Annotated in this window: 29 protein-coding genes; 11 read left to right on the forward strand and 18 right to left on the reverse strand. The window is 55.1% G+C overall.

The features are described 5' to 3' along the window. Window positions 1-25 precede the first annotated feature (25 nt). Window positions 26-1,300 carry an isochorismate synthase gene (locus M2120_RS05465; RefSeq protein ID WP_280797705.1) on the forward strand — a complete coding sequence of 425 codons (1,275 nt, stop codon included), beginning with the start codon at window positions 26-28 and terminating at the stop codon, window positions 1,298-1,300. On the opposite strand, the gene menD is transcribed toward M2120_RS05465, so the two are convergent. Beyond that, complete coding sequence (menD, locus tag M2120_RS05470; RefSeq protein ID WP_280797706.1) at window positions 1,297-2,988, reverse strand: 2-succinyl-5-enolpyruvyl-6-hydroxy-3-cyclohexene-1-carboxylic-acid synthase; 1,692 nt, start codon at window positions 2,986-2,988, stop codon at window positions 1,297-1,299. The two genes, M2120_RS05465 and menD, sit on opposite strands and share 4 nt — an antisense overlap. Further along, window positions 2,985-3,269, reverse strand: a complete 285-nt coding sequence (locus M2120_RS05475; protein ID WP_280797707.1) for a PLD nuclease N-terminal domain-containing protein — start codon at window positions 3,267-3,269, stop codon at window positions 2,985-2,987. The genes menD and M2120_RS05475 overlap by 4 nt, the downstream gene beginning before the upstream one ends. Window positions 3,270-3,331: 62 nt before the next feature. Between M2120_RS05475 and M2120_RS05480 the strand changes: the two genes are divergently transcribed. Continuing rightward, window positions 3,332-3,619 carry a DUF4229 domain-containing protein gene (locus tag M2120_RS05480; RefSeq protein ID WP_280797708.1) on the forward strand — a complete coding sequence of 96 codons (288 nt, stop codon included), beginning with the start codon at window positions 3,332-3,334 and terminating at the stop codon, window positions 3,617-3,619. Here M2120_RS05480 and M2120_RS05485 read toward each other — a convergent pair. From M2120_RS05485 to M2120_RS05495, 3 genes are read right to left on the reverse strand one after another with little or no spacing between them, the layout of a single operon-like run. Next, window positions 3,590-4,519 carry a 1,4-dihydroxy-2-naphthoate polyprenyltransferase gene (locus M2120_RS05485; RefSeq protein ID WP_280797709.1) on the reverse strand — a complete coding sequence of 310 codons (930 nt, stop codon included), beginning with the start codon at window positions 4,517-4,519 and terminating at the stop codon, window positions 3,590-3,592. The genes M2120_RS05480 and M2120_RS05485 overlap by 30 nt on opposite strands. Before the next feature lie 11 nt (window positions 4,520-4,530). Continuing rightward, window positions 4,531-5,694: an AMP-binding protein gene (locus tag M2120_RS05490; RefSeq protein WP_280797710.1), complete on the reverse strand. Its 1,164-nt coding sequence runs from the start codon at window positions 5,692-5,694 to the stop codon at window positions 4,531-4,533. Window positions 5,695-5,701: 7 nt separating this feature from the next. Continuing rightward, entirely contained in the window at window positions 5,702-6,592 is an 891-nt protein-coding gene (locus M2120_RS05495; protein ID WP_280797711.1) for a 1,4-dihydroxy-2-naphthoyl-CoA synthase, read from the reverse strand. A gap of 45 nt (window positions 6,593-6,637) precedes the next feature. Between M2120_RS05495 and M2120_RS05500 the strand changes: the two genes are divergently transcribed. Continuing rightward, entirely contained in the window at window positions 6,638-7,612 is a 975-nt protein-coding gene (locus tag M2120_RS05500; RefSeq protein ID WP_280797712.1) for an o-succinylbenzoate synthase, read from the forward strand. Window positions 7,613-7,615: 3 nt separating this feature from the next. Here the strand turns inward: M2120_RS05500 and ccsB are convergent, their stop codons facing one another. The 5 genes from ccsB to M2120_RS05525 are packed head-to-tail and all read right to left on the reverse strand — an operon-like array spanning window position 7,616 to window position 12,160. After that, window positions 7,616-8,533 carry a c-type cytochrome biogenesis protein CcsB gene (gene ccsB / locus M2120_RS05505; RefSeq protein WP_280797713.1) on the reverse strand — a complete coding sequence of 306 codons (918 nt, stop codon included), beginning with the start codon at window positions 8,531-8,533 and terminating at the stop codon, window positions 7,616-7,618. Further along, window positions 8,526-10,166 carry a cytochrome c biogenesis protein ResB gene (gene resB, locus M2120_RS05510; RefSeq protein WP_280797714.1) on the reverse strand — a complete coding sequence of 547 codons (1,641 nt, stop codon included), beginning with the start codon at window positions 10,164-10,166 and terminating at the stop codon, window positions 8,526-8,528. Before resB ends, ccsB begins: the two co-directional genes overlap by 8 nt. Further along, window positions 10,150-10,902 (reverse strand): cytochrome c biogenesis CcdA family protein, encoded by a 753-nt coding sequence (locus M2120_RS05515; protein ID WP_280797715.1) that lies wholly within the window; start codon window positions 10,900-10,902, stop codon window positions 10,150-10,152. Before M2120_RS05515 ends, resB begins: the two co-directional genes overlap by 17 nt. Then, window positions 10,902-11,504: a TlpA disulfide reductase family protein gene (locus M2120_RS05520; protein ID WP_280797716.1), complete on the reverse strand. Its 603-nt coding sequence runs from the start codon at window positions 11,502-11,504 to the stop codon at window positions 10,902-10,904. Before M2120_RS05520 ends, M2120_RS05515 begins: the two co-directional genes overlap by 1 nt. After that, window positions 11,501-12,160, reverse strand: a complete 660-nt coding sequence (locus M2120_RS05525; RefSeq protein WP_280797717.1) for a histidine phosphatase family protein — start codon at window positions 12,158-12,160, stop codon at window positions 11,501-11,503. Before M2120_RS05525 ends, M2120_RS05520 begins: the two co-directional genes overlap by 4 nt. Before the next feature lie 66 nt (window positions 12,161-12,226). Here M2120_RS05525 and aspS point away from each other — a divergent pair, with 66 nt between their 5' ends. Both aspS and M2120_RS05535 read left to right on the forward strand, forming a co-directional pair. Next, window positions 12,227-13,537 (forward strand): aspartate--tRNA(Asn) ligase, encoded by a 1,311-nt coding sequence (gene aspS / locus M2120_RS05530; protein ID WP_280797718.1) that lies wholly within the window; start codon window positions 12,227-12,229, stop codon window positions 13,535-13,537. 9 nt (window positions 13,538-13,546) lie between these two features. Then, window positions 13,547-14,248 carry a GNAT family N-acetyltransferase gene (locus M2120_RS05535; RefSeq protein WP_280797719.1) on the forward strand — a complete coding sequence of 234 codons (702 nt, stop codon included), beginning with the start codon at window positions 13,547-13,549 and terminating at the stop codon, window positions 14,246-14,248. Window positions 14,249-14,294: 46 nt separating this feature from the next. Here the strand turns inward: M2120_RS05535 and M2120_RS05540 are convergent, their stop codons facing one another. Further along, a complete protein-coding gene (locus M2120_RS05540) occupies window positions 14,295-14,555 on the reverse strand; it encodes a glutaredoxin domain-containing protein (RefSeq protein WP_280797720.1) in 261 nt (86 codons plus the stop codon). A 94-nt stretch (window positions 14,556-14,649) separates the two neighbouring features. Between M2120_RS05540 and M2120_RS05545 the strand changes: the two genes are divergently transcribed. Continuing rightward, entirely contained in the window at window positions 14,650-15,033 is a 384-nt protein-coding gene (locus M2120_RS05545) for an SHOCT domain-containing protein (protein ID WP_280797721.1), read from the forward strand. 59 nt (window positions 15,034-15,092) lie between these two features. Here M2120_RS05545 and M2120_RS05550 read toward each other — a convergent pair whose 3' ends face one another. The 4 genes from M2120_RS05550 to M2120_RS05565 all read right to left on the reverse strand — a co-directional run bounded on the left by M2120_RS05550 (window position 15,093) and on the right by M2120_RS05565 (window position 16,393). Continuing rightward, a complete protein-coding gene (locus M2120_RS05550; RefSeq protein ID WP_280797722.1) occupies window positions 15,093-15,395 on the reverse strand; it encodes a Dabb family protein in 303 nt (100 codons plus the stop codon). Beyond that, window positions 15,392-15,649, reverse strand: a complete 258-nt coding sequence (locus M2120_RS05555; RefSeq protein ID WP_280797723.1) for a glutaredoxin family protein — start codon at window positions 15,647-15,649, stop codon at window positions 15,392-15,394. The genes M2120_RS05550 and M2120_RS05555 overlap by 4 nt, the downstream gene beginning before the upstream one ends. Window positions 15,650-15,732: 83 nt before the next feature. Next, entirely contained in the window at window positions 15,733-15,831 is a 99-nt protein-coding gene (locus M2120_RS05560; protein ID WP_003792170.1) for a 30S ribosomal protein bS22, read from the reverse strand. An 82-nt stretch (window positions 15,832-15,913) separates the two neighbouring features. Further along, complete coding sequence (locus M2120_RS05565) at window positions 15,914-16,393, reverse strand: ArsR/SmtB family transcription factor (protein WP_280797724.1); 480 nt, start codon at window positions 16,391-16,393, stop codon at window positions 15,914-15,916. A 49-nt stretch (window positions 16,394-16,442) separates the two neighbouring features. Here M2120_RS05565 and M2120_RS05570 point away from each other — a divergent pair, with 49 nt between their 5' ends. Both M2120_RS05570 and M2120_RS05575 read left to right on the forward strand, forming a co-directional pair. After that, window positions 16,443-17,828 carry a TrkH family potassium uptake protein gene (locus M2120_RS05570; RefSeq protein WP_280798163.1) on the forward strand — a complete coding sequence of 462 codons (1,386 nt, stop codon included), beginning with the start codon at window positions 16,443-16,445 and terminating at the stop codon, window positions 17,826-17,828. Beyond that, window positions 17,821-18,492 carry a potassium channel family protein gene (locus tag M2120_RS05575; protein ID WP_280797725.1) on the forward strand — a complete coding sequence of 224 codons (672 nt, stop codon included), beginning with the start codon at window positions 17,821-17,823 and terminating at the stop codon, window positions 18,490-18,492. Before M2120_RS05570 ends, M2120_RS05575 begins: the two co-directional genes overlap by 8 nt. Before the next feature lie 3 nt (window positions 18,493-18,495). Here the strand turns inward: M2120_RS05575 and proC are convergent, their stop codons facing one another. Beyond that, window positions 18,496-19,347 (reverse strand): pyrroline-5-carboxylate reductase, encoded by an 852-nt coding sequence (gene proC, locus M2120_RS05580; RefSeq protein ID WP_280797726.1) that lies wholly within the window; start codon window positions 19,345-19,347, stop codon window positions 18,496-18,498. A gap of 47 nt (window positions 19,348-19,394) precedes the next feature. Between proC and M2120_RS05585 the strand changes: the two genes are divergently transcribed. Next, window positions 19,395-20,357: a cation diffusion facilitator family transporter gene (locus M2120_RS05585; protein WP_280797727.1), complete on the forward strand. Its 963-nt coding sequence runs from the start codon at window positions 19,395-19,397 to the stop codon at window positions 20,355-20,357. Here M2120_RS05585 and tadA read toward each other — a convergent pair. Next, on the reverse strand, window positions 20,354-20,824 hold the full coding sequence (gene tadA, locus M2120_RS05590; protein WP_280797728.1) for a tRNA adenosine(34) deaminase TadA: 471 nt from the start codon (window positions 20,822-20,824) through the stop codon (window positions 20,354-20,356). The two genes, M2120_RS05585 and tadA, sit on opposite strands and share 4 nt — an antisense overlap. Window positions 20,825-21,058: 234 nt before the next feature. Between tadA and M2120_RS05595 the strand changes: the two genes are divergently transcribed. Both M2120_RS05595 and M2120_RS05600 read left to right on the forward strand, forming a co-directional pair. Beyond that, the gene (locus M2120_RS05595; RefSeq protein WP_280797729.1) at window positions 21,059-21,676 is read left to right on the forward strand and encodes a winged helix-turn-helix domain-containing protein; all 618 of its coding nucleotides are present in this window, start codon (window positions 21,059-21,061) and stop codon (window positions 21,674-21,676) included. A 181-nt stretch (window positions 21,677-21,857) separates the two neighbouring features. Continuing rightward, the gene (locus M2120_RS05600) at window positions 21,858-23,279 is read left to right on the forward strand and encodes a cryptochrome/photolyase family protein (protein WP_280797730.1); all 1,422 of its coding nucleotides are present in this window, start codon (window positions 21,858-21,860) and stop codon (window positions 23,277-23,279) included. A gap of 74 nt (window positions 23,280-23,353) precedes the next feature. On the opposite strand, the gene M2120_RS05605 is transcribed toward M2120_RS05600, so the two are convergent. After that, on the reverse strand, window positions 23,354-23,713 hold the full coding sequence (locus M2120_RS05605; protein WP_280797731.1) for a rhodanese-like domain-containing protein: 360 nt from the start codon (window positions 23,711-23,713) through the stop codon (window positions 23,354-23,356). Window positions 23,714-23,736 lie beyond the last annotated feature (23 nt).

Consider the following 23,736-nt stretch of genomic DNA (forward strand, 5'->3'; position numbering starts at 1 on the left):
ACGGCTCAGGCGTAGGCTGTCTCGGGTGAGCTTGTCAGCATCCCGTGGACTACGTGTGGAGTCGGTGTCGTTAACCGCCTCGCCTGAGTTGTTCACGCTTCTTCGCGTCGACTCACCACTTATGTGGTGGCGACGCGGTGACGGCATGGTTGGCATTGGCGAAATCGAGACGTTGAGCTTCTCCGGGAAGACCCGCATCGCAGAGGCGGGCGCCACTTGGCGTGAAGTTTCTGATGCAGCACAGATCACAGATTCTGTGAATGTTGCCGGTTCTGGCCTTATCGCCTTTGGCACTTTTGCCTTCCGCTCCACTTCGGCTGTTCCCAGTGTGCTGATCATTCCTCAGCTTGTTGTTGGACACCGTTCAGGGCAGTCGTGGCTCACTCGTATTTCCTTCGCTGACGAAGAGGTATCGCCGCTGACGACACAGGCGGCTTCGGAACTACTTACCGAACTTGTGAACTCGAATGCGTCACTGGGTCAAGCACCTCTCGTCCCGCTCTCCCCAGCCAGCTTGTCCGAGGCAGGATTCACCACTGCGGTGAACAAAGCAATTGAACGCATTGAGAGCGGCAAGGTGGAGAAGGTGGTTCTCGCTCGTGAACTGGAAGGAACACTGGGCACAGGAGCAGACCTCCGTGTTGCCATCACTCGCCTTGCTGAAAGCTATCCCGACTGCTGGACTTTCAGCGTTGATGGACTGTTTGGTTCTAGCCCCGAAACATTGATTACTGTTCACGGGAAGAAGGTCACTGCACGAGTTCTTGCTGGAACAGCGAAGCGGGGCAATGACAGCGCCACTGACCTTGCTTCCGCTGCAGAGCTAGCCTCCAGTCACAAAGATCTCGATGAGCACGGCTTTGCCACGCGTTCAGTTCTGAACGCTCTGGCTCCCTATGCTCAACAGCTCACCGTCAGTGAGTCACCGTTCACACTCAAGCTTCCAAACGTGTGGCATCTGGCCACCGATATTGCTGGAACCTTAGCCAGTGGTTCGAACTCTCTGGACCTGGTTTCTGCACTCCACCCCACTGCCGCAGTTGCCGGAACACCCACCCAAGCAGCCGTAGAAGTAATCGACGACCTGGAACCTTTTGATCGTGGCCGCTATGCCGGACCTGTTGGGTGGATCGGTGCCGAAGGTGAAGGCGAGTGGGCAATCGCGTTGCGTTGTGCTCAGCTCACCGATTCCACAATCACTGCCTATGCAGGTTGCGGCATCGTGTCGGACTCGGTTGCTGCCCAGGAACTGGTGGAAACAGAAATGAAGTTCCGTCCCATCATTGATGCACTGAGTTAGCGCTCGAGTTCCACTTCAACAAGCTCGGGTCCATCCCCGGCACCGGTGAGTGCACGTTCAAGTTCACTCACAGTTGCCACCTTGGTGTAACCCCAGCCATAGGCCGCTGCGAGTGCGGCTAGATCTGCGTTCTGTGGCGTCAGAAAAACGCGATCCATATCTGCTGGCGATGCGCTCTGACCAACCTCAAGGGCATCAAAGATTGTTCCACCGCCATCATTGCCCACAATCACCTGGATGCGGGGGCGCACTTCCTGTGTGCCAAACAGCAGTGAACCAGCATCATGCAGAGCAGCGAGGTCCCCCACGACAACGCGAGTCAAAGCATTCTCTGAGGCAAGCGCAACACCTATCCCAGTGCCGATGGTGCCATCAATACCGGCAAGACCGCGATTGGCATGAACCCTGATCTTCTTCCCGCCAACAAACATGTCAGCAACTCGAATCAACCTCGAAGCGGCAAAAACCAAACGGTCATGTGGCCAGGTTGAGCGCCACAGCGCATCCACCAGAAGTTCTCTGGAAATCTTTACCCGCGAGGCAGCAAGTTCTGCTGCCAGGAATGCTTTCTTTTCCTCGATGCTTTCTGAACGTGATGCCGAGACATTAGGAGCAGTTGCCAAGGCTGCATCTATGGCTAAGGATTCGTAACGCTCAAACGCGTCGCGTCCATTCACAATCCATAGCCCAAGCCAGTCTCGATCTGTGTCACCGTCTTCAACAACGACTTCATTGACGAAGGACGCCACGTTAAGACCTGGGTTGTAACCCTCTGGTGCGCTCCCACGAACCACAATGGTTTCGATACCGGTGCTGGAGTCTCCAATGAGAGCAGGAATCTCGCGACTGAGTGTGGGGTGACCAAACACCACGATGCGGTCTATCTGACTTGTGAGTTCAGGGTTGGCCAGTAATTCACGATAGGAAGGGATGAGATTTCGGCCATAGCGGGAACCGCTCGTCACTTCCGCAATGAGGGGCCAGCCACCTTCGTGAGCAACCTCTTCTGCCCGTGGGCCTGCATCTGCACCAGCGATGACGATTGTTCGAGGACCGCGCTCTAGAGCAAGCGTTATGCCCTTCGCCGTTGAATCTTGTGACGAAGTGACCCGAGCGAGTTCTCGAACCTCAACCACACTCGAGAGTGGCTCACGGAACCCCACATTCAGATGAACAGGGCCTGGTGCGAACAGGTCAGTGGCGGTTTCATAGGAAAGTTCTGCCAGTTCGGTTCCACGACGCTGAGCCGTAGAACCGGGGACCGGTGCTGGCTCATCGATGCTTAGGCGAACTGCGGGACCAAAGATATCGTGTTGGTGCGTGGTCTGGTTGCTGCCTATTTCTCGCAGCTCTTCGGGGCGATCTGCGGTAACCAGAATCATCGGAACGCCGGCATGATGTGCTTCTAGAACAGCAGGGTGAAGATTCGCAACAGCCGAACCCGATGTTGTGATCACTACTGCTGGCTTGCGTGATTCAACCGCTATTCCTAATGCCAAGAATCCGGCAGCTCTCTCATCGATGCGCACATGCAGTTTGACATCTCCACGGCGTTCGAGTTCAGCAGCAACCAAGGCGAGAGCCTGTGATCGTGCTCCCGGGGACAGCACAATGTGCTCCACGCCCAGCTCCACCACATGGGTAAGGAACTCAGCGGCAAAGAGTGAGGCAGGTGCTGGCTTGGTCACTGGGGACCATCACCCGGGGGGTTTGTGTTGAGCCCGCGAAGGAAGTCAATGTCATCATCTGGAGCAATTGGTCCACGGCGTGATCCTGGAGCGTTCTTTTTGCCACGCCCCACGGTCCACCACAACACGGACCCCACAATCGGCAGAACAAGAATGAGGAAAATCCATAGCCCCTTGGGAACGCCTCTCACACGAAAGCGATCAATGAGAATCGCATCAATGAGTGAGAACACCGTGAGTGCCACGGCAACGGCAACCAGGATGATGATCAGTCGGGTCATAGTTATTCCAGTCTAGGTTGGCTCTCGAAAAGCTCACAGCCACCTCCACCTAGACTTGGACTGTGAAGAAAACAACCTGGGTCTGGTTCACGTTGATGCGTTTGGCAGCTTTCGCCATTCCGCTGATCATCATGCTGTGGCTGGGAATGATTCCTTGGCTTGCTGCCACTCTCTCCGCCATTATCGGCCTCTGTGTTTCTTACATCTTCTTCTCAAAGACGCGCAATGAGCTCTCTGCTGCGCTCTATGAAAAGCGTGCTGCCAAGAACATTCCTTCAGATAAGGATGCTGAAGCTGAAGACGCTGAGGTTGAAGCAGGCTTAGCTGAAGAAAGCAAAGGCAAGGCCTAAGCCATAGAGCAGGCCAGTCAGGCTGGCCAGCTTCAATGCCAAGACGTATTCCTTGGCTGACTTCGACATCACCGTGATCAAGCACGCTGGCAGTCCTGCCAGCAATGCAAAGAAGGTCAGGAAGGCTGCAGAGTAAAACAGCCCGAGGTAGATGACGATTCCAAACGGAATGAGCATCAAGAAGCAGAACAACACTGCCGAGGGGGTGCGACCCATTCGTACAGCAAGGGTTTTCTTTCCGGCACGAGTATCTGTCTTGATGTCACGAATGTTGTTGACCACCAGCACGGCACACGAGATCAAACCAATACCAATGCCACCGATGAGAGCTTCCTGGCTGAACACCCCAGTTTGCACATACGCAGTTCCAACAGTTGCCACGAGGCCAAAGAAGATAAAGACCATCACTTCACCCAGGCCCGCATAGCCATAGGGGCGACGACCGCCGGTATAGAACCAGGCAGCGACAATGGCGAGAGCACCAACTACCAACATCCACCAGGCGCCGGTGAGGATCACGATGACAAGACCAGCTGCGGCAGAGATCCCAAAGAACGCGAGAGCAACCGCCAGCACACGCTTAGGGTGTGCCATTCCTGAACCGGTGAGACGTGCAGGCCCAACCCTGAAGTCGTCTGTTCCACGAATACCGTCCGAGTAATCGTTGGAGTAGTTCACGCCAATTTGGAGAGCAAGCGCAACTACTAAACACAGCAGAGCGATCGGTGCGTTGAACTGATCGGTGATTGCAGCTGCACCTGAACCAATGGCGACCGGAGCAAACGCTAACGGAAGAGTGCGTATACGTGCACCCGAAATCCAATCCCCGGCTGTGGCCTTGCGAGGTTTGTGTGACGGGGTTGAGCCTCTGTGGTTTTTCTTCTTGCTGGTCTTACTCATAGCTCAACAGCCTACTTTCCGGATGAGGCGAGTGTGGCGAGGGTGATCAAGTCTGGTTTGCCTGACGTCAGCCTCGGAATCTCTTCAACAAAGCACACCGTCTTGGGTGCTGCGACGCGTCCTAGCTGTGCAACGATCTCGTCATAGATGAGCGCAGAAAGTTCTGCATCTTCGTCTCGACCAGGGATAACAACTGCGGGACGAACACCCCATTCCGAATCTGGAATATGAATAACGAGTGCTTGTGAACAGCCCGCAATACCGCGAACTACTTGATCAACTGCATCGAGATCAATCTTCAATCCGCCCGAAGTAATGACCCGGTCTAAGCGCCCAAGCACTGTAAGTAAGCCGTTTTCTAAGCTTCCTGCATCACCCGTGTGATACCACGTCACTTCATTCCGTTTTTGGAATGTTTTTGCTGTGCGCTCTTCATCACCCACATATCCGGTAGCGAGCTGAGGTGCAGAAATAAGAATCTCTCCGGTTTCTTCCGCAATCTCTATCGCAACGGCATCCAAAGGGACTCCGTCATAAACACACCCACCTGAGGTTTCACTCGAGCCATAGGTTGTGACAATTCGTGCACCTAGTTGTGCTGCGCGTTCACGGAGTTCCGGCTCCAACGCTTGGCCGCCAATGAGGATGGCATCCAGGCGCTGCAGCAGCTTCGCTGCGTGCTCGCTTTCTTCAGCCTCGTCTAACACTCGAGCCAACTGAACAGGTACAAGTGCGGTGTAGCGACGAGAACCCGTCATCTCCTCGACAGAGGAGAGAAAGGTTCTGGCGTCGAATGGACCGCTGGGCATCAACACCGGTTCACTACCTGACTCAATGGAGCGAACCAAGACGGACATTCCTGCAATGTAAGTCAGGGGGAGCGCTAGGAGCCACTGTCCTGGCCCACCCAGTCGTGCGTGTGCCGCTGTTGCACTTGCCTTGAGTGCCGCTGCACTCAGCGCCACCGTCTTGGGTTTGCCTGAGGTTCCCGAAGTTTGAATCAGTAATGCTGTTCCTTCAGGTGCAACCGTGAGTGGCTCCTCCCCTGCTGCAACCATGCGTGAAGCTCTGGCATCGCGCACAAGCACTGCAGGCCCATTGTTGTTCAAGGCATCAGTGAGCGCGACGAGAACGTCGTGCGGCGCAGAAGCATCGCAGAGGATCACACTCGTCATGGGTTGCCTAGTAGTGCCAGGGGTATGGCGACCAGTCTGGTCCGCGCTTTTGTAAGAAAGAGTCGCGGCCTTCCACTGCTTCATCCGTGCCATAGGCCAGCCGAGTCGCTTCACCTGCGAAAACCTGCTGCCCCATGATTCCGTCATCAACTGCATTGAAGGCGAACTTGAGCATACGAATGGCAGTAGGTGACTTGGTCATGATGGTGCGGGCCCACGCCAGAGCTTCGGTCTCCAGATCTGCGTGATCCACAACCTTGTTGACGGCACCCATTTCATAAGCTCGCTGAGCACTGTATTCCTCAGCAAGGAAGAACACCTCGCGAGCAAACTTCTGACCAACCTGCTTGGCGAAGTAGGCACTGCCGTATCCGGCATCAAATGAGCCCACATCAGCATCGGTCTGCTTGAAGTGTGCATGTTCACGGCTGGCGATTGAAAGGTCACACACCACGTGCAGTGAGTGTCCGCCACCAGCAGCCCAGCCAGGGATGACCGCAATAACAACCTTGGGCATGGTGCGAATCAGGCGCTGCACTTCAAGAATGTGAAGGCGACCGGTTCCTGTGGAACCGTCGGCGTATTCATAGCCTGCCTTGCCGCGAATGCGCTGGTCTCCTCCGGAGCAGAAAGCCCATCCGCCATCTTTAGGGCTGGGTCCGTTACCGGTGATCAGGACAACGCCTACTTTGGTGTTCTGGCGAGCATCATCGAGTGCGCGATACAGCTCATCTACCGTCTGGGGGCGGAAAGCATTGCGCACCTCGGGGCGGTTGAAGGCAATACGTGCCACTTGGCCGCGCACATCAAGGTGATAGGTGATGTCCGTGAAGCCCTCAGAGCCAGGTGCAACAACCCACTGTGTGGGGTCAAAGATGTCCGAAACGGGAGATGCCATGCCTCCAGCCTACGAGAACCACGGCAACGGTGGGAGACTAGGCATGTGCATCCACCCCTGTCAGAGCTTCTCGCCTCCGCGCGCGTCGTCGCGTTACCTCTTGCGGTGAAGTTCCGTGGGTTGTGGACCAGGGAGCTGATGTTGTTCCAGGGGCCTGAGGGCTGGACCGAATTTAGCCCCTTCGTCGAATACAACGATGATGAAGCGGTGCACTGGTTACGCGCAGCTATTGAGTTTGGTTGGAGCCCCCTGCCTGAGCTGCATCGCGACGCCATCATGGTCAATGCCACTGTGCCGGCGGTGGGCGCCGAGCAGGTTGCTCAGGTTCTCTCACACTTTGACGGCTGTCGAACAGCCAAGGTCAAAGTGGGAGAACCCGGACAGCAACTCAGTGACGATGTGGCCAGGGTTCGTGAAGTGCGTCGAATTTTGGGTCCAGAAGGTCGCATCCGGGTTGATGCCAATGCGGCGTGGAACGTGGATGAAGCTGAGCATGCCTTCCATGCACTGGCAGAGTTTGATCTGGAATACGTCGAGCAGCCTTGTGAGACGCTGGCAGAACTTGCGCAGCTGCGTGAGCGCACCCAGTACATGGACGTGCCCATTGCGGCGGATGAAAGCATCCGCAAAGCAGAAGACCCGCTGGCTGTTGCCCAAGCCGTTGCCGCAGATGTTCTGGTGCTCAAGGCGCAACCCTTAGGTGGAATCTCCACGATTGTGGAACTTTCCGAATCCGTGTCACTGCCGGTGGTGCTCTCCAGTGCCCTCGAATCTTCGGTCGGCATCGCCATGGGACTTTATGCCGCCGCTGCCGTGAAGGAACTGAACTTTGACTGCGGCTTGGGCACCGCCTCACTACTGGCAGCAGATGTCACTGCTGAACCTCTGGTTCCAGTTGCTGGCCAGATTGCCGTGCAGCGTCCGGTAGTTAGCGAAGAGCTGGTGGAGCGCTTCGCAGCAGATCCTGACACCACTTCGTGGTGGCTGGAACGGCTGGAGCGCTGCTACGACCTGCTCTAGCTTTTAGAGGCCTGAGTATGCGTGCAGGCCCTTGAAGAAGATGTTCACCACGGTGAAGTTGAACATGACCGCAGCAAAACCAATCATGGCCAACCACGCTGAACGGCTTCCGCGCCAACCACGAGTCGAGCGTGCGTGGATGTAACCGGCATAGATAGTCCAGATGATGAAGGTCCAGACTTCCTTGGTGTCCCAACCCCAGTAACGGCCCCATGCCTTTTCTGCCCAGATCGCGCCGGCGATGAGGGTGAAGGTCCACAGAACGAAACCGATAATGATCAGGCGATAGGCGTAGTTCTCAAGCTGCACCGAATCTGGCAAGCGAGTAAGGAACCCGAGGCGAGTCTTTTCATTCGCCGCGACAGAGTTCTCTCGCTTGGTTTGCAGCAACTGCATGAGTGAGAGCGCGAAACCAAGTGCAAAGAATCCGGTAGCAAGGGTTGCCACGAAGACGTGGATCACTAGCCAGTAGGACTGCAGTGCCGGTGGCAATGGCACGATCTCGACGTAGTAACGAGTGGCAGCAAGTCCTAGCAACAGCAGAACCAGACCCGTCACGAAGGAGCCCAGGAATTTCATATCCCACTTGAGGTTCACCAGCAGGAAAACACCGGTGATGATGAGGGTTCCGGTCATCGCGAACTCATACATGTTGGCCCAGGGCACACGTGAGGCAGCCAAACCGCGCATGACGGTGGCAGCAAGTTGCAGCAGCCAACCAATCACAGTCAGTGACATGGCAATACGGGCGAGCTTGCGACGCTCGGGAACAACAGTGACGGTCTTAGCTTCACCAACGGGTGCACTGTCCTGGCTCGCACCACGTGCGAGGTCTAGGGTGAACAGCACGAAGGCAATGGCATAGACGGCCATCGCGGAGTAAAGAGAAAGTACTGAGTACTGGGAAAGAGTGTCAGTCACGGGTTAATCCTAAAGCTCGTTCTAGCTTGTCTTTCAAGGTGGTTACAGCACCTTCGAGCGTGGGGTCGTCACCACGGGCGAGACCTGCACATTCAGCTGTGACCGAACCGTCCGAGTTTTCAGTGACCGAAACCCACATGCGTCTGCGCGGGATGAACAGTGAGATCAGCAGCCCGGCAAGCGCGGTCAATGCAAAGACCAGCACCCAACCCTGTGTGGGGTCACGGTGAATATCCAGGGACACAAAACGCTTCACGCCATCGAAGGTGACTGTTCCCAAGCCGTTGGGAAGATCAGCCGTTTCACCCGGCTTGAGCTCAATCGCTTCGAGTGGAGAATTACGACCGGCAAGTTTGGTCATGTCTTTGGTGTCGAGGGCAAAGACTGAGCGGGGCACCCCGTTATCCAGGCCAAGGTCACCGCTATAAACGTCAAAGGCAAGCTGTGGGTCAATCAGGTCTGGATACATGGAGAAAGATGCTCCGCTGTGACCGGTGCTCACAGTGGGATAGAGGAACCCAATCAGGCCAAGCTGTTCACTGAGTCCATCTGGCAGCTTGATCACACCCAGTGAGGTGAGGTTCTTATCCTGAGGCAAGAACTCGACAGAGTCGGTGAAGATCACGTTTCCTTGTGGGTCACGAATGGTGACGGTGGGGGCATAGCCGTTACCAAGGAGATATACATCAGTGCCGGCAATACGCAAAGGTTCATTGACCTTGATGGTCTGCTTCTGTGGCTTTTCGCCCTTGATCTGTGTGGTCACATCAGCGGTGTAGTCCACTGGCTGGCCAATCGCATTGGTGTTCTGCTCTTCATAAACAGCAGTGAACTTATCCAGCTTGATTGTGTAGGGAGGAAGAGTGACGGGGTCGAAGAAGCGACCTGGGTTGAAGGAGTCGAAAGCGATGAGTGAGTTGGTGAAAGCTTGGCCTTCATATATTGCGCGCTGGCCGGCGAAGCCAAAGCCACCGCCGAAACCAACAGCTATGAGCACACCCACCAAGGCAAAGTGGAAAATGAGGTTACCGCTCTCGCGCATATACCCGCGCTCTGCAGAGACGGTAATGGCTGCTGCACTCTTGAGCTTTCCCTTGCCGCCGGCAGCTCGGTCATAGCGGGCAACGCGGTAACGATCTGCCTTGAGGACTGAGCGTGCTGCCTCGAGAACTTCTTCAGCACTCTTGCCTGAGACTGTCAGCTGCGCATATGCGGGAAGTCGAACCAGGTTCGCTGGGGTCACCGGTGGTGCAGCACGCAGTGCCTCAATGTGGTGCTTGGTGCGGGGAAGAACACAGCCAATCAGCGAGATGAACAGCAGCAGGTAAATCGCAGAGAACCAAGCCGAGGAGTAGACATCGAACATCTGGAACTTATCCAGAATTGGTGCGGTGTCCTTGTGGTCCACGAAGTATTGACTCACGCCGTTGGGGTCCGAGCTGCGCTGGGGAACCAAAGATCCTGGCACGGCAGCAATAGCCAAAAGCAGAAGCAGTAGCAGCGCTGTGCGCATGCTGGTCAGTTGTCGCCAGAACCAGCGCAACCAACCCACAACGCCCAAGTTGGGGTTCACAATCTTGGCGTCGGCATCAACAACCGGCTTGGAATCAATGTGATCAGAGGGACGGGACAAAGTTACTGATCACCGCCTGTAGTTGATAGATCCACGCAGTCCATAATCCGGTCACCATGAGAACACCCATGACAATCAGCAGAACTCCACCGAAAATGTTGATTGCTCGAATGTGGCGCTTGAGGAACGCAACCGAGCCTGTTGCCCAGCCTAAGCCCAATGCCAGTAACACAAACGGGATACCTAAACCGAGGCAGTAGGCAAGACCCAGCAATGCCCCGCGCCAGGGCGAGGCAGCATCAATACTCAGCGACAGAATCGCGGTCAGTGTGGGACCCATGCAAGGAGTCCAACCCAGCCCAAACACAATGCCAAGAAGTGGCGCACCTGCCAGGCCAGTAGCCGGTGAGATCTTGAGCTTGGCTGTGCGCTGGAAGAATCCGAACTGGCCAATGAATACCAAGCCCATGGCAATCACGACGAAGCCCAGGATGACGGTGATGAGTGCTTGGTATTGAACCAACCATGCACCTAGAGCACCGAAAGCTGCGCCGTAGGCAATGAACACGACAGAGAATCCGGCAATGAACAAGCACACTCCGGCCACCATGCGTCGAATGTTCTTTCTGCGCTCCTGCGCAGTCGTTGCCGGAGCAGTCACTCCGCTGACATAGGCGAGGTATCCAGGAACTAGTGGGAGCACGCACGGTGAAGCAAAAGAGATGAGCCCGGCAAGCAATGCCAAGGGAATGGCAACAAGCAGTTGCCCGCTGTAAACCAGCTCACCCACGTTCATTAATTCGAGCCCGATTCCTTGGAAATATCGGTCACCAGTGTTTTCAAGATCGAGGGATCTTTGAGCTGGCCCAAAATGCGGGCAGCAACGCGGCCTTGGGAATCCAGAATCAACGTGGTGGGAACAGCGTTAGGTGGAACCTGGGAAGCAAAAGCTAACTGAACCTGACCATCTTGATCAATGATGCTGGGATACGTAATCCCGAAACGAGAGTTGAAAGTATCGATGGTGGGCGCTTGATCACGCACATTTACACCCAGGAAGTTCACACCCTGAGGAGAAGTCTCTTGAAAGACCTGCTCTAAATCAGGAGCTTCCGCGCGGCACGGTGCACAGCCTGCGTACCAAAAATTCACGACCAGAACATTCCCGAGGTAGTCAGCCGAAGAAACGGTGGCACCGGTTTCAGTCGTGCCCGAGAACGTGATGACGTCTCCGCGGTTTTCCAGAGTGATCTCTGTAATGGAACCATCCCCGGCGATGTAGTTCTTATTGGAGCCTTCACGATATTGCTCGGCGAGGGGATCGCTCGCGCAACCGGTGAGAGTGAGGGCAAGTGCGGCAACACCTGCTGCAAACACAATGCTGAGGTTCTTTCTCATACTGCTCCCACATCCAATGCAGTAGCGGTGAGTTCGGCTGCCGGCTCGACGTAACCCACTTCAACAAAACCCAGCTCAGGTTTCATGGGGTCAATCAGCTCAAGAGTGGTGATGCTCGAAAGCGTGCACCTGCGAGCGCGAGGATCATGGAAGAGGTTCTTTCCATTCACGTCACGGTGCACCATCCAGATCGGCAGCTGGTGGCTGACGATGACAACGTCACCACCAGGAACAGAGGTTGCAGCGTCAATCATTGCCTCGCGCATACGTGCTGCAATGGATTGGTAGGGCTCACCCCAGCTGGGACGGAACGGGTTGATCAAGTATTTCCAGTTACCAGGATCCTTGAGAGCTGACTCAGAGCCTCGCATGCGCTTGCCCTCAAAAGCGTTGGTGGGTTCAATCACTCGTTCATCGATATCGATGGGCAATGCCAGTGCCTTCGACACTGGCGTAGCTGACTCTTGTGTGCGCTGCAGAGGGGAAGCAATCAGGCGCGAATAGGCGCGTCCACGACCTGCTAAATCTTCGGCAGCGAGGGCTGCCATCTGGTGGCCTGCATCGGAGAGTCCATACTCAGGCAAGCGTCCATACAGAACCCTGTTCGGGTTATAAACCTCGCCGTGGCGAACGAGGTGTAACTGCGTGGCCACCATGCTTCTAAGTCTACGGAAGGCGTACCGGTGAATTTGCCGAGAGTCCCCACAGTAAACTTGGTGCTTGTGACTGAACGCATCGTAATTAAGAACCTGGCAACCATCCCCGAAGGCCCCGTCACCGTGGCCGGATGGGTCGATAAGGTCCGTGACCAGAAGAAGGTGCAGTTCGTTGTGCTCCGTGACGAGAGTGGCGCAGCGCAGCTGGTTCACCCTCGTGCCGAAGAAACGGACCCCATTGCAGAGATCATCTCTGGACTGGCAACTGGTTCCTTCATTCGCGTCACTGGTGAGCTCAAGCTTGATGAGCGCGTCAAGCTCGGCGGTCTGGAAATCAAGATCGAGAACATCGAAGTCGTCACCGCGGCAAACCCTGAGACTCCTATTGCTGCAGACAGCGGCATTGACAAGCGTCTGGACTGGCGCTTCCTCGACCTGCGTGAAGCTCGTAACAACCTCATCTTCCGTGCTCAGACCACTCTTGAGCACGCCATGCGCACCTACTGGATTGAACGTGACTTCATCGAGATTCACACTCCCAAGCTCATGGCTAGCGCGAGTGAGTCCAACGCTGAACTGTTTGAGGTTGAATACTTCGAAGGCAAGGCTTACCTTGCTCAGTCTCCACAGTTCTTCAAGCAGATGGCTCAGTCTGCTGGTTTCGGCAAAATCTTCGAGATCGGCCCCGTCTTCCGCGCAGACCCTTCTTTCACTTCTCGCCACGCAACCGAGTTCATCTCTGTTGACGCCGAGATCAGCTGGATTGACAGCCACGAAGACGTCATGAAGATGCAGGAAGAACTTCTCGTTGCAGCCATTAGTGCCGTGAAGGAAAAGCATGGCGAAGAGATCAAGGAACTCTTCGACGTTGATGTTGTCGTCCCTAGCCTTCCCTTCCCCCGCATTCCTCTGGCTGAAGCTAAGAAGATTGTTGCCGAGCGTGGCTATGAAGTTACTCGCAACGATGACGACATGGACCCTGAAGGTGAACGCCAGATCGCTGCCTACGTTGCAGAGAAGTATGGCCACGAGTTCGTCTTCCTGACCGACTACGCAACAAGCATTCGCCCGTTCTATCACATGCGAAATGCAGAAGATCAGACCATCACCAACAGCTACGACCTGATCTGGCGCGGTACTGAAATCACCACCGGTGCACAGCGTGAACACCGCATCGATGTGCTCGAGGCTCAGGCTCGCGAGAAGGGCCTTGACCCTAAGGAACTCGAGTTCTACCTCGACTTCTTCCGCTACGGAGTTCCACCACACGGTGGATTCGGTATGGGTCTCTCCCGCGTGATGATGCTCATGTTGCACCAGCCCAACCTGCGTGAAGTTACCTACCTCTTCCGTGGACCTAACCGTCTCACTCCGTAGGCTTGTGACGTGTCGCACCTCAACGAATTTGACCAACCGGTTGGAGAAGTTGTTGCTGGCTGGTCACCTCGGCAGTTGCCAACAGAAACGCACATAACTGGCTCGTACTGCAGACTCGAACTTCTCGATTTGAGCACTCACGCTGAAGATTTATTTGAGGCACACTCACTAGATACTGACGGACGCAATTGGACCTACATACCTGTGGGGCCGTTCGAGAATAAGTCAGAATTCATTCATTGGGCTCAGGGAGCCGTTGCTCTATCTGACCCGCGACACTATGCAGTGATTGACCTCCAAACTAACAAAGCCACTGGAACGCTTGCCCTCATGCGCCATGACCCTGCAAATGGCGTTATCGAAGTGGGGTATGTACTGTTTTCCCCACTTCTTCAACGCACTCGAGTTTCTACAGAAGCCCAGTATCTGTTGATGAAATATGTATTCGATGATTTGGGGTATCGCCGGTACGAATGGAAATGCGACAGCCACAATATTCCTTCGCAGAAAACCGCAACACGATTAGGTTTCAAGCTCGAAGGAATATTTCGAAATCACATCGTCTACAAGGGGCGCAATCGTGACACTGCGTGGTACTCCATTACCCGCGAAGAATGGCCTGAGATAAAAAACAGGATTTCTTCTTGGCTCATGCCTGAGAACTTTGACAGTACCGGTGCACAGTTAAAGCCACTGAGAGCAAACGTCTGAGATTTTTGACTAACCCCGACAACGGGATGTCACAGATTGTGATCCGCTAGATTGCACCGAGCTCGGTGAGCTTGGCGTGAAGTTCACTATCTGCAGGCTCAACCTGGAATGCACCGTCAGGGAAAGCAATGACTGGAATGTTCTTGCGCCCAGCAATACCTTCGGCAATAGCAGCGGCTTCGGGAACTGCCTCGAGGTCAACGTAGTCATAGTCGACACCGAGAGTGTCGAGAAGTGACTTGGAGCGACGGCAGTCGCCGCACCACTGTGCGCCATACATTGTGATTCGGTCTTGTGGATTACTCATACCTTTAGCTTAATCCTCGCTACGATTACATGTTGGGTAAATTTCCCACACAGGTTTCGGTTTCACCGCTTCCACTCTTGAAAGGTTTATCACTATGGGCGACATGTCCTTCCTCACAATGTTCATCTGGGCATTCGTATTCATTGCTTACCTGATGGTTCTCTTCTCGATCGTGGGAGACCTCTTCCGCGACCACAAGATGTCCGGTTGGGCTAAGGCTGCATGGATCTTCTTCCTCATCATCGGTTTCTGGATCACCGCGCTGATCTACCTCATCGTTCGCGGTGGCGGTATGGCTGCACGCCAGCAGGCTGCAATGCAGGAAGCACAGCAGCAGGCTGACGCTTACATCAAGCAGGTTGCAGGCGAGTCTTCTCACGCAGACGAGATCGCCAAGGCACAGGCGCTCAAGGACTCCGGTGCACTCACCGCAGCAGAGTTCACTGCTTTGAAGAAGAAGATTCTCGCTTCAAAGTAGTCAGTAACTACAGCGAAGGCCCCGGGGAAACCCGGGGCCTTCGTCGTTAAGTCTCTGACTTAGAACTCGTAGTCAACTGCGGTGCGTTCTGCCGCATACTTCTTGATCACCTTGGCCGCTTCCTCGTGGGCAGGATGTGCTGCATAGGCGGCAAGACCTTCGGCATCATCAAAGGTTGAATCAAGCACGACGTCGTAGTTTGCTCCCACGAACAAAGCGTTAGGTCGAACCGTCAGAGACCGCAGAGTGGGAACCACTCCGTTGAGACCTTCGAGTGCTGCCCGAATCTCTTCCGCCTGGGCGAGCTTCTCCTCGGGTGAGTCAGTTGCTAGTTTCCACATCACGATGTGACGAATACTCATGAGAGCTCCTTGAGTGCATTGGTGAGGCGGTCAGGGTCGATACGCCAATAGTTGTGAACGTTGCCGTTAATTAACAGCACAGGTATTTGATCCCAATAGGAATCGAAGAGGTTTTTATCATCCTCAATGCTGAGCTCTTCAACAGTTATAGGGAGCTCAGGCAGAGAGGTCACCACGGTATTGACTACCGCTTCTGCGTCTTCACAGAGGTGGCATCCTGGCTTGCCTATCAGGGTGAGGGTGATCTGGGACACCCCTCCAGACTAGGACACCTCAGGAACGCAAAAAGCGTCAGACCCTGACGGTCTGACGCCTTTACGCGGTCAAGAAGTAGTGTCTACTTCTTGTTACGACGCTGGTGACGAGTCTTACGAAGCAACTTACGGTGCTTCTTCTTCGCCATACGCTTGCGGCGCTTCTTAATGACTGAACCCACACGAACCTCACAAAATTTGGGCTAGATCGCGATGACTGCGATCAATGATTAGGCAATTAATGCCTCGTGGAAGTCTAGCGGATTACTTACCGCTGGATTTACGTAGGCGGGAAACTACATTACGGACAGCATCTTTGGTGGTGTTCTGGAGATCACCAAAGGCTTGTGTCACCTGGAACACAGTGGTGGCAGCTGCACTACCCACCGAGGTTCCCGCTGCAACAACAGCTTCATCTGCCGCGGCAAAGAGTCGTTCCTGGCCGGCATCATCTAGATCGCCGGGGAAGTTCACACTGAGGAAAGGAATCGCCCAGTCTTCGAGCTCCTCGAGTGGGGTGGGGTCCAGGTGGTAGAGACGGTGCTGTCCTTCTTCACGCACTCTCACCAATCCCGCATCACGCAAGACCTTGAGCTGCTTGGAAACGGTGGGCTGACTCAGGCCGGTGCGAGCTACCAGCTCGCTCACGCTCATCTCACCAGAACCTGTTTCCAGGTTCTCTAAAAGAATCTGCAGCATCTCGCGGCGGGTGGAGTCTGCGACTACGTCAAAAATGTCAGCCATGAAACAAGGTTACCGCCCTATATGCACCGCGTAGCATGAAGAGGTGAAGATGATCCGTGAAGCGATAGAGGCATTCGCCTCCCGCTCACCTTCCCGTTTTGCCATTTTGGTATTTGCGGCCATCATCGCGCTCTTCACGATTTTGCTGAGCTTGCCAGCAGCAAGTGCTGATGGCACAGCAACCAACTTTCCTGACGCCTTCTTCACTGCAACCTCAATGGTGTGTGTGGCAGGACTGACCACTGTGGACATGGCCACACACTGGTCCCCCTTGGGTAATGCTTTTGTTTTCCTTGCCACCCAAATTGGTGCACTCGGTGTTTTGACCTTGGCGTCAATTCTGGGTGCCATCATTGCTGGCCGTTTGGGTCTTCGTGCCCGTCTGATGGCCGCTAGCGACACCAACCCACTGCGACTTCACGCAGGTCCCGTAGCCGAAGGTCAGGCCATTCGTCTCGGTGAAATCGGTGGATTGCTTGCCACCGTGGCCATCAGTGCATTGGTCATTGAAGTGGGCGTTGCCATTGCGGTGCTACCCAGCGTCTTGGCCACAGGCTACGGCTTGGCGGAATCGCTGTGGTACAGCATTTTCTACTCCGCGATGGCCTTCACCAATACTGGGGTGACTCCCAATGTGGAAGGTCTCACCCCCTTCGCGCATGACTACTGGTTCTTACTGATGCTCATGTTCGGTGTGACGTTGGGAAGTATTGGTTTCCCAGTTCTCTACGCACTCTCACGAAACTTCCGTCGCCGCGCCAAGTGGTCTCTACACGTCAAGCTCACGATTGTTGCGTGGAGCGCTCTCTGGATTCTGGGAACGATTGCGTTCTTGCTGCTGGAGCAAAGCAACGGAGCAACGTTTAGAAACATGAACCCTGGTGAGCAGGTGTTCCAGTCTGGCTTCATGTCGACCATGGCACGCTCTGGCGGTTTTGCTTTGATTCCCACCAGTGAATTGGACTCTGCCAGCTTGTTCTTGACGGACATGCTCATGTTCATCGGTGGTGGCTCTGCATCAACTGCCGGTGGTATCAAGGTGACCACGATTGCTGTGTTGTTGCTGGCTGCCTTTGCTGAAGCTCGTGGACGTTCCTCCATAGAAATCTTCCAGCGCCGAATTCCTGGTGATGTTCTCCGCCTCGCGGTGAGTGTGTTGTTGTGGGGAGCAGTCACTGTTGCATTGGCAACCATTGTGCTTCTCACCATGACAGATGCACCTTTCGAATTTGTTCTCTTTGATGTCATCTCTGGTTTTGGCACGGTAGGTCTCTCTACTGGTGTCACAGCCAACCTTCCCGACCCGGGGGTTTACCTCATGGCTCTTGTCATGTTCATGGGTCGTGTCGGTACAGTTACCCTGGCGGCTGCACTTGCTGTGACCCAAAAGGGACAGTTGTTTACCCGCCCTGAAGAAAGGCCGATCGTTGGCTAAGAACACCCGCAAAGACGATGCAGTCCTCGTGATAGGCCTGGGGCGCTTCGGTGCCGCCACAGCTGACACCCTGGCCAAGCTCGACCGTGAAGTCCTCGCTGTCGATACCGACATGGACCTCGTGCAGCAATGGTCTGAGCTCGTCACCCACACCGTTCAAGCAGATGTGACCAAGCTCGAAGCACTCCAGCAGATTGGTGCAGAGAAGTTCAACACAGCCATTGTGGCTGTGGGCTCTTCTATCGAGGCCAGCGTGCTCATCACGGCGAACCTGGTGGATCTTGGTATTCCACAAATCTGGTCTAAAGCAGTTAGCGCTTCACACGGAAAGATTCTTGAGCGCATCGGCGCCACCCACGTGATCTATCCCGAAGCTGAAGCCGGCGAGCGCGTTGCTCACCTGCTCAACGGTCAGATGTTGGACTTCATTCAGGTCGACAGTGACTTTGCAATTGTGCGCATGCTTCCACCTGCACTTCTGGTGGGCAAGACTCTCAGCGGTGCTGGGGTGCGCAACCAATACAAGCTCACTGTGGTGGGACTGAAGAAGCCTGGTGCTTCTTTCACTTATGCCACTGCTGACACACTGGTTGAATCTGGTGATCAGATTTTGGTCTCTGGACACCCTGACGCCATTGAGAAATTCGCCGCACTTCCTAAGTAGGAATTATTCGCCGCGGGCCATTTCTTCTGAGCGAGCAATCGCTGCTTGAGTTCCCTTGAGCAGGATGTCTTTGATGTCTTCTTCATCGAACACGGCAATCGCACGCTCAGTACTGCCCTTGGGGCTGGTCACCTGGCGGCGCAGTTCCTGAGGTTCTTCACCGGACTGAGCAAGAAGTTCCACAGCGCCGCGGAAGGTGCCCTGCACCATCTTCTGTGCTTGTTCAGCGGTGAAGCCGTGGTCCATGGCCACCTTGGTGAGTTGCTCAATGAAGTAGAACACATATGCAGGTCCTGAACCCGAGATGGCCCCCAGGGCATCAATCTTGCCTTCAGGCAACACGATGACTTCTCCCACTGTGCTGAACATCGAGCAAATCAGTTCAAGCTGCTCAGCAGTGGAACGACTACCGGCAGCAATACCGGTTACGCCCAGCCCAATCTTGCTGGGGGTGTTGGGCATGGTGCGAATGACTGAAACATGTTCGGGTAAGTGAGCTTCCATCGTTGCAGTGGTCACACCAGCGGCAACACTCACCACGATGGCTCCTGGTTCCAGGGCTGGAGAGATCTCATCGAGCAGGTCTGGCACCATTGCTGGCTTCACCGCGACGAGAACAATCTGTGCACCTGCCACCGCTGCAAGGTTTGCCTGGGGGTCACTAGCGGTTGCCCATGCCTGGACACGTGGTTCGGTGTCGAAGCTGGCAGCGTTTTCTGCGCTGCGGTTCGTCACCCGAACTGGACCATCAACACTCACGTGAGGGGCAAGGAGGCCGGCCAGGATGGCGCGAGCCATCGATCCGGCGCCCAGCATGGCGATGTTGGGAAGGGTTACCTGCGTTTTCTCATTCACCTGCTCATTCTAGGATTGGTGAACAAGCCAATGAGGGAGATCCGTACATGAGTGCATCAGGTGGAACAAAAGCAATCATTGCCGCACTGCTGGCAAACCTGGGTATTGCCACCACCAAGTTCATTGCGTGGATGTTCTCCGGCGCAAGTTCAATGCTTGCCGAAGCAGTCCACTCGCTGGCTGACTCGGGAAACCAGCTCTTGCTTCTTCTCGGTGGCAAAAAGTCTCGCAGGCGTGCTGACGGTAAACACCCCTTCGGTTATGGGCGCGAGCGCTTTGTTTATGCCTTCGTGGTTTCCATCATCTTGTTCAGCGTCGGTGGCATCTTCTCCATCTACGAGGGCATCCACAAGCTTGAGCACCCTGAGCCCATCAAGATGTGGTGGCTACCCATCTTGATTTTGAGCATCTCCATCATTTTGGAGAGCATCTCGCTGCGCACCGCGTTGAAGGAAGCCAGCCATTTCCGTGGCAAGGCGTCGTGGATTCAGTTCATTCGTCACGCGAAAGCACCTGAGCTTCCCGTCGTAATCTTGGAAGACACTGCAGCCCTCTTGGGCCTCGTGCTCGCATTCTTCGGTGTTGGTCTGACCGTGATCACCGGAAACAGCCTCTTCGATGCCCTTGGCACTATCGCGATCGGTCTGCTCTTGGTTGTGGTGGCCGTGATCTTGGGGCTAGAAACCAAGGGGCTGCTGGTGGGCGAAGGCGCCAGTGTTGAAGATGTGCAGGCTATTGAGAAGGCCATCATCTCTGGTGGTGAAACTGACGGCATCATCCACATGAAGACCCTCTACCTCGGTCCCGATGAATTCATGGTGGGAGCGAAGCTCGCCTTCCCTGCCGAGCTGCGCTTTGCTGAAGTGGCTCAGGCTATCGACACCATCGAGGCACGGGTGAGGGATGCAGTTCCTGCAGCTCGCGTGATTTATATCGAACCCGATGTTGCCCGACTTGATCGCACCGTTTCTGTTGCTACCGATGCCATCGTGATTAAGGGAACGGACTAACCGAGCTTCTCTCGGAAGAACTCGGTCAGTAACTGACCACACTCTTCGGCACGAACTCCCGGAATCACCTCAACCTGATGATTGAGTCTGCGGTCACGAAGAAGATCAAAGACGGAACCTGCGGCCCCAGCTTTCTCATCCCACGCGCCATACACAACGGTGGGGATGCGGGCTGCCAGGATTGCTCCGGCACACATCACGCAGGGCTCGAGGGTGACCACGAGCGTGCAGTCGCTCAGTCGCCAATTACCCAGCTTCGCTGCGGCCGCACGAATGGCCATCACTTCTGCGTGGCCGAGAGGGTCTTCATCTCGCTCTTTGGTGTTGCGACCGGTGGCAATTACCTCACCATGAGAATCAAGAATCACAGCACCGACAGGTACATCATCGGAGTGTGCACAGGCACGTGCTTCCACCAACGCAAGCTCCATCTGGGCCTTGCGTTCGTGCGAAGTGGGGACAGCCATACCTCGAGCCTATATCCGCTTATTTGACAGGGTTTAGCGCTCTCCGGTTAACTTGTCTTATGACTTCCGGCGCTCACACCATTTCTGGTGCTCACGGCATGATGCCCGTGATGAGCTGTGCCTGCCGTCGAATGTGTTGCAGCAACTAATTCAGCTGCTTTCCCCATTCGACTTTCATCAACACATCGTCCGTGTTAACCCGGCCTGATGTTTAAGGCACCATAAAGGATTCTCATGTCAACACCCACAGAACGTCCTATCCCTAAGGGCTTCGCTCTCTATGTCGGCCTCGACGAGGCAACCGCAGCTGAGCGTGGACTCGATCTCGGCAAGGTTGTGGAAGCTCTCAAGAAGCTCACTAACGAACTTGTTCCTGGGACCGAAACCTATGCCGCAGTTGCGCTTGCTCCAGCCAGCTCACGTGGTCGTCAGGTGGACCTGGTGCGCCTTGCACTGCAGGAGCCTTCGGCTGTGGCCAAATACAAGCCGGAAGATGACTTCGAGCCATCCGATGGAGACGGTGGTGTCGTGGTGGATATCTCACGCAAGCGCGTGCTGATTGACTACCAAGCAGCTCCTCTGACGTTTAAAGAGTTTGAACTGCTTCAGTTCTTGGTGGTGCACAAGGGTGAAACCATTTCTCGCGAGGCCATCATCAAGGCACTATGGCGCGAAGATGATCTCGACATTCCTAATGAGCGCACCATTGATGTGCACGTGCGTCGCCTTCGTTCCAAGCTGGGTCGTTTCGAGGACATTGTTCGCACCGTGCGCGGTGTGGGGTATCGCTATGACCAGCACGCAGACGTGACCGTTATGCATGCAGGGACTCCTTCGCCTGACCTGTTCTAAAGTTCTCAGGAAATCCGCAGGAAAAACTCTTCCCTCTCGTTACCAATCCGTTATAAAGTGACATTACGAGCAAGCTTGCTGTGGCTCTCTCGTGAATGTGATTGCAAAACTCTTGGTGTAAAACAAGGGCCGGTCGGATCCCCCTTTCCGACCGGCCCTTTCCTATCCCTAGGCTGTACTCATGACCTGCTCGATTGTGTGGCTTCGTGATGATCTCCGCGTTGCAGATAACCCTGCCCTTGCTGCAGCGGTAGATCGCGGTGAACCCGTCGTCGTCGTATTCATTCTTGATGAAGTCTCTCCGGGAATACGTCCGCTCGGTGGCGCAACGAAGTGGTGGCTCCACCACAGCCTGACCGCGTTGAAGGACAAGCTCCACCGCCTGGGTGGTCAACTGGTGTTGCGCCAGGGGGCAGCTCCTGATGTATTGCGAAACCTCATTCGCGAAACCGGGGCAACTACCCTTTATTGGAACCGTCGCTATGGCAAACCCGAACGCGATATGGATGCCAGCATCAAGGAATATGCCAAGGCCTCTGGCCTTGACGCACACAGCTTCCAGGCAAATCTGTTGTTTGAGCCGTGGACTGTTCGCACTGGCTCAGGCACCCCCTACACCGTCTTTACTCCGTTCTGGAAGTCGTGCATTAACCGCCCCACACCTCCGCGCCTACCCGCACCGGCGCCTGCTGCAATCACCTCACCGGCTGCACTGCCAGAAAGTGATGACCTGGATTCGTGGGGACTCCTGCCCACAAACCCCAACTGGGCGCTTGCATTCCCCCACCGCTGGACCGTAGGAGAAAACGGAGCACACGCCGCACTGGAGCGCTTCTTTGACTCACGTCTAAACCGCTATGCCAAGGGACGTGACTTCCCTTCGGAGTATTCAACCAGTGAACTCTCTCCCCACCTGCGCTGGGGAGAAATCAGTCCATTCCAGATTTGGCATGCCACCGATGAGCACCGCCGCGCTGCTGGAAACTCTGCCGAAGTCCAGACCAACGCTGCCAAGTTCTTGGCAGAACTTGGCTGGCGTGAGTTCAGTTATCACCTGCTCTATCACTGGCCGGATTTGGCCACCGTGAACTTTGATGCACGCTTTGATCACTTCCCGTGGGGTGCAGCTGATCCTGAGATTCTTGAAGCGTGGCAACAGGGTCGCACCGGTATTCCCATGGTCGATGCTGGAATGCGTGAGCTGTGGCAGACCGGCTATATGCATAACCGTGTTCGGATGATTGCAGCATCCTTCCTCATTAAGAACCTTCTCATCGACTGGCGTGTGGGCGAAGCATGGTTCTGGGACACCCTGGTTGATGCCGATCCTGCCAGCAACGCAGCTTCATGGCAGTGGGTTGCCGGCAGCGGCGCTGACGCTGCCCCGTATTTCCGAGTCTTCAACCCAGTGTTGCAAGCAGACAAATTTGACCCCAAGCGTGAATATCTTCACCGCTACCTGGGTGAATACGAACATCCCATGCTCAGCGGATATCCCGAACCCATCGTGGATTTACTGGAATCACGTAATCGTGCACTTGAGGCATTCAAGTCACTAGCTGATGTTCCCCGGAGTATTGCTCCGCCAACTATTGATCTCTAGAGCATCGATCTCACACTCGTCAACGACGAAGAGGCCCTCACCGTGGTGAGGGCCTCTTCTGTGTGAACTTCTCGTTACTGGACGATCTTGATTCCGGTAGCACTGGAGGCATCGTTGATGCCGTGAGCATCAGTCACCTTGGTGAAGCCAGACGCCTTCATAATCTCCACTGCCTTGGCCGAGCGATTTCCTGAGCGGCAGTAGACAACATAGTCACCGTCGGTGGGGAGCTGGCTGAGGATTGTTCCGAAGTTTGCGTTCTCAACATCTATGTTGACAGCGCCATCGAGGTGACCTGCGCTGTATTCATCAGGGGTGCGCACATCAATCACGATGGTGTCTTTGCTCACGTTGATGTGTGCCGAAGGAGCACAGGCAGCAAGAGCAAATGTTGCCACTAACGCAAGCGCGATGAGGGTAAAGATTTTCTTCATAGCTCAAGAATATCAGATACCCC

The sequence above is a fragment of the Aurantimicrobium minutum genome (assembly GCF_029893825.1).
Classification (GTDB): domain Bacteria; phylum Actinomycetota; class Actinomycetes; order Actinomycetales; family Microbacteriaceae; genus Aurantimicrobium; species Aurantimicrobium minutum_C.

Coding starts and splice junctions, on each gene's coding strand:
- M2120_RS05475 (WP_280797707.1), bottom strand. CDS start 3,269: ATGACCCGACTGATCATCATCCTGGTTGCCGTTGCCGTGGCACTCACG.
- M2120_RS05485 (WP_280797709.1), bottom strand. CDS start 4,519: ATGAGTAAGACCAGCAAGAAGAAAAACCACAGAGGCTCAACCCCGTCA.
- M2120_RS05490 (WP_280797710.1), bottom strand. CDS start 5,694: ATGACGAGTGTGATCCTCTGCGATGCTTCTGCGCCGCACGACGTTCTC.
- M2120_RS05495 (WP_280797711.1), bottom strand. CDS start 6,592: ATGGCATCTCCCGTTTCGGACATCTTTGACCCCACACAGTGGGTTGTT.
- M2120_RS05515 (WP_280797715.1), bottom strand. CDS start 10,902: ATGAACGTGGGTGAGCTGGTTTACAGCGGGCAACTGCTTGTTGCCATT.
- M2120_RS05520 (WP_280797716.1), bottom strand. CDS start 11,504: ATGAGAAAGAACCTCAGCATTGTGTTTGCAGCAGGTGTTGCCGCACTT.
- M2120_RS05525 (WP_280797717.1), bottom strand. CDS start 12,160: ATGGTGGCCACGCAGTTACACCTCGTTCGCCACGGCGAGGTTTATAAC.
- M2120_RS05540 (WP_280797720.1), bottom strand. CDS start 14,555: ATGAGTAATCCACAAGACCGAATCACAATGTATGGCGCACAGTGGTGC.
- M2120_RS05545 (WP_280797721.1), top strand. CDS start 14,650: ATGGGCGACATGTCCTTCCTCACAATGTTCATCTGGGCATTCGTATTC.
- M2120_RS05550 (WP_280797722.1), bottom strand. CDS start 15,395: ATGAGTATTCGTCACATCGTGATGTGGAAACTAGCAACTGACTCACCC.
- M2120_RS05565 (WP_280797724.1), bottom strand. CDS start 16,393: ATGGCTGACATTTTTGACGTAGTCGCAGACTCCACCCGCCGCGAGATG.
- M2120_RS05570 (WP_280798163.1), top strand. CDS start 16,443: ATGATCCGTGAAGCGATAGAGGCATTCGCCTCCCGCTCACCTTCCCGT.
- M2120_RS05585 (WP_280797727.1), top strand. CDS start 19,395: ATGAGTGCATCAGGTGGAACAAAAGCAATCATTGCCGCACTGCTGGCA.
- tadA (WP_280797728.1), bottom strand. CDS start 20,824: ATGGCTGTCCCCACTTCGCACGAACGCAAGGCCCAGATGGAGCTTGCG.
- M2120_RS05595 (WP_280797729.1), top strand. CDS start 21,059: ATGTCAACACCCACAGAACGTCCTATCCCTAAGGGCTTCGCTCTCTAT.
- M2120_RS05600 (WP_280797730.1), top strand. CDS start 21,858: ATGACCTGCTCGATTGTGTGGCTTCGTGATGATCTCCGCGTTGCAGAT.
- M2120_RS05605 (WP_280797731.1), bottom strand. CDS start 23,713: ATGAAGAAAATCTTTACCCTCATCGCGCTTGCGTTAGTGGCAACATTT.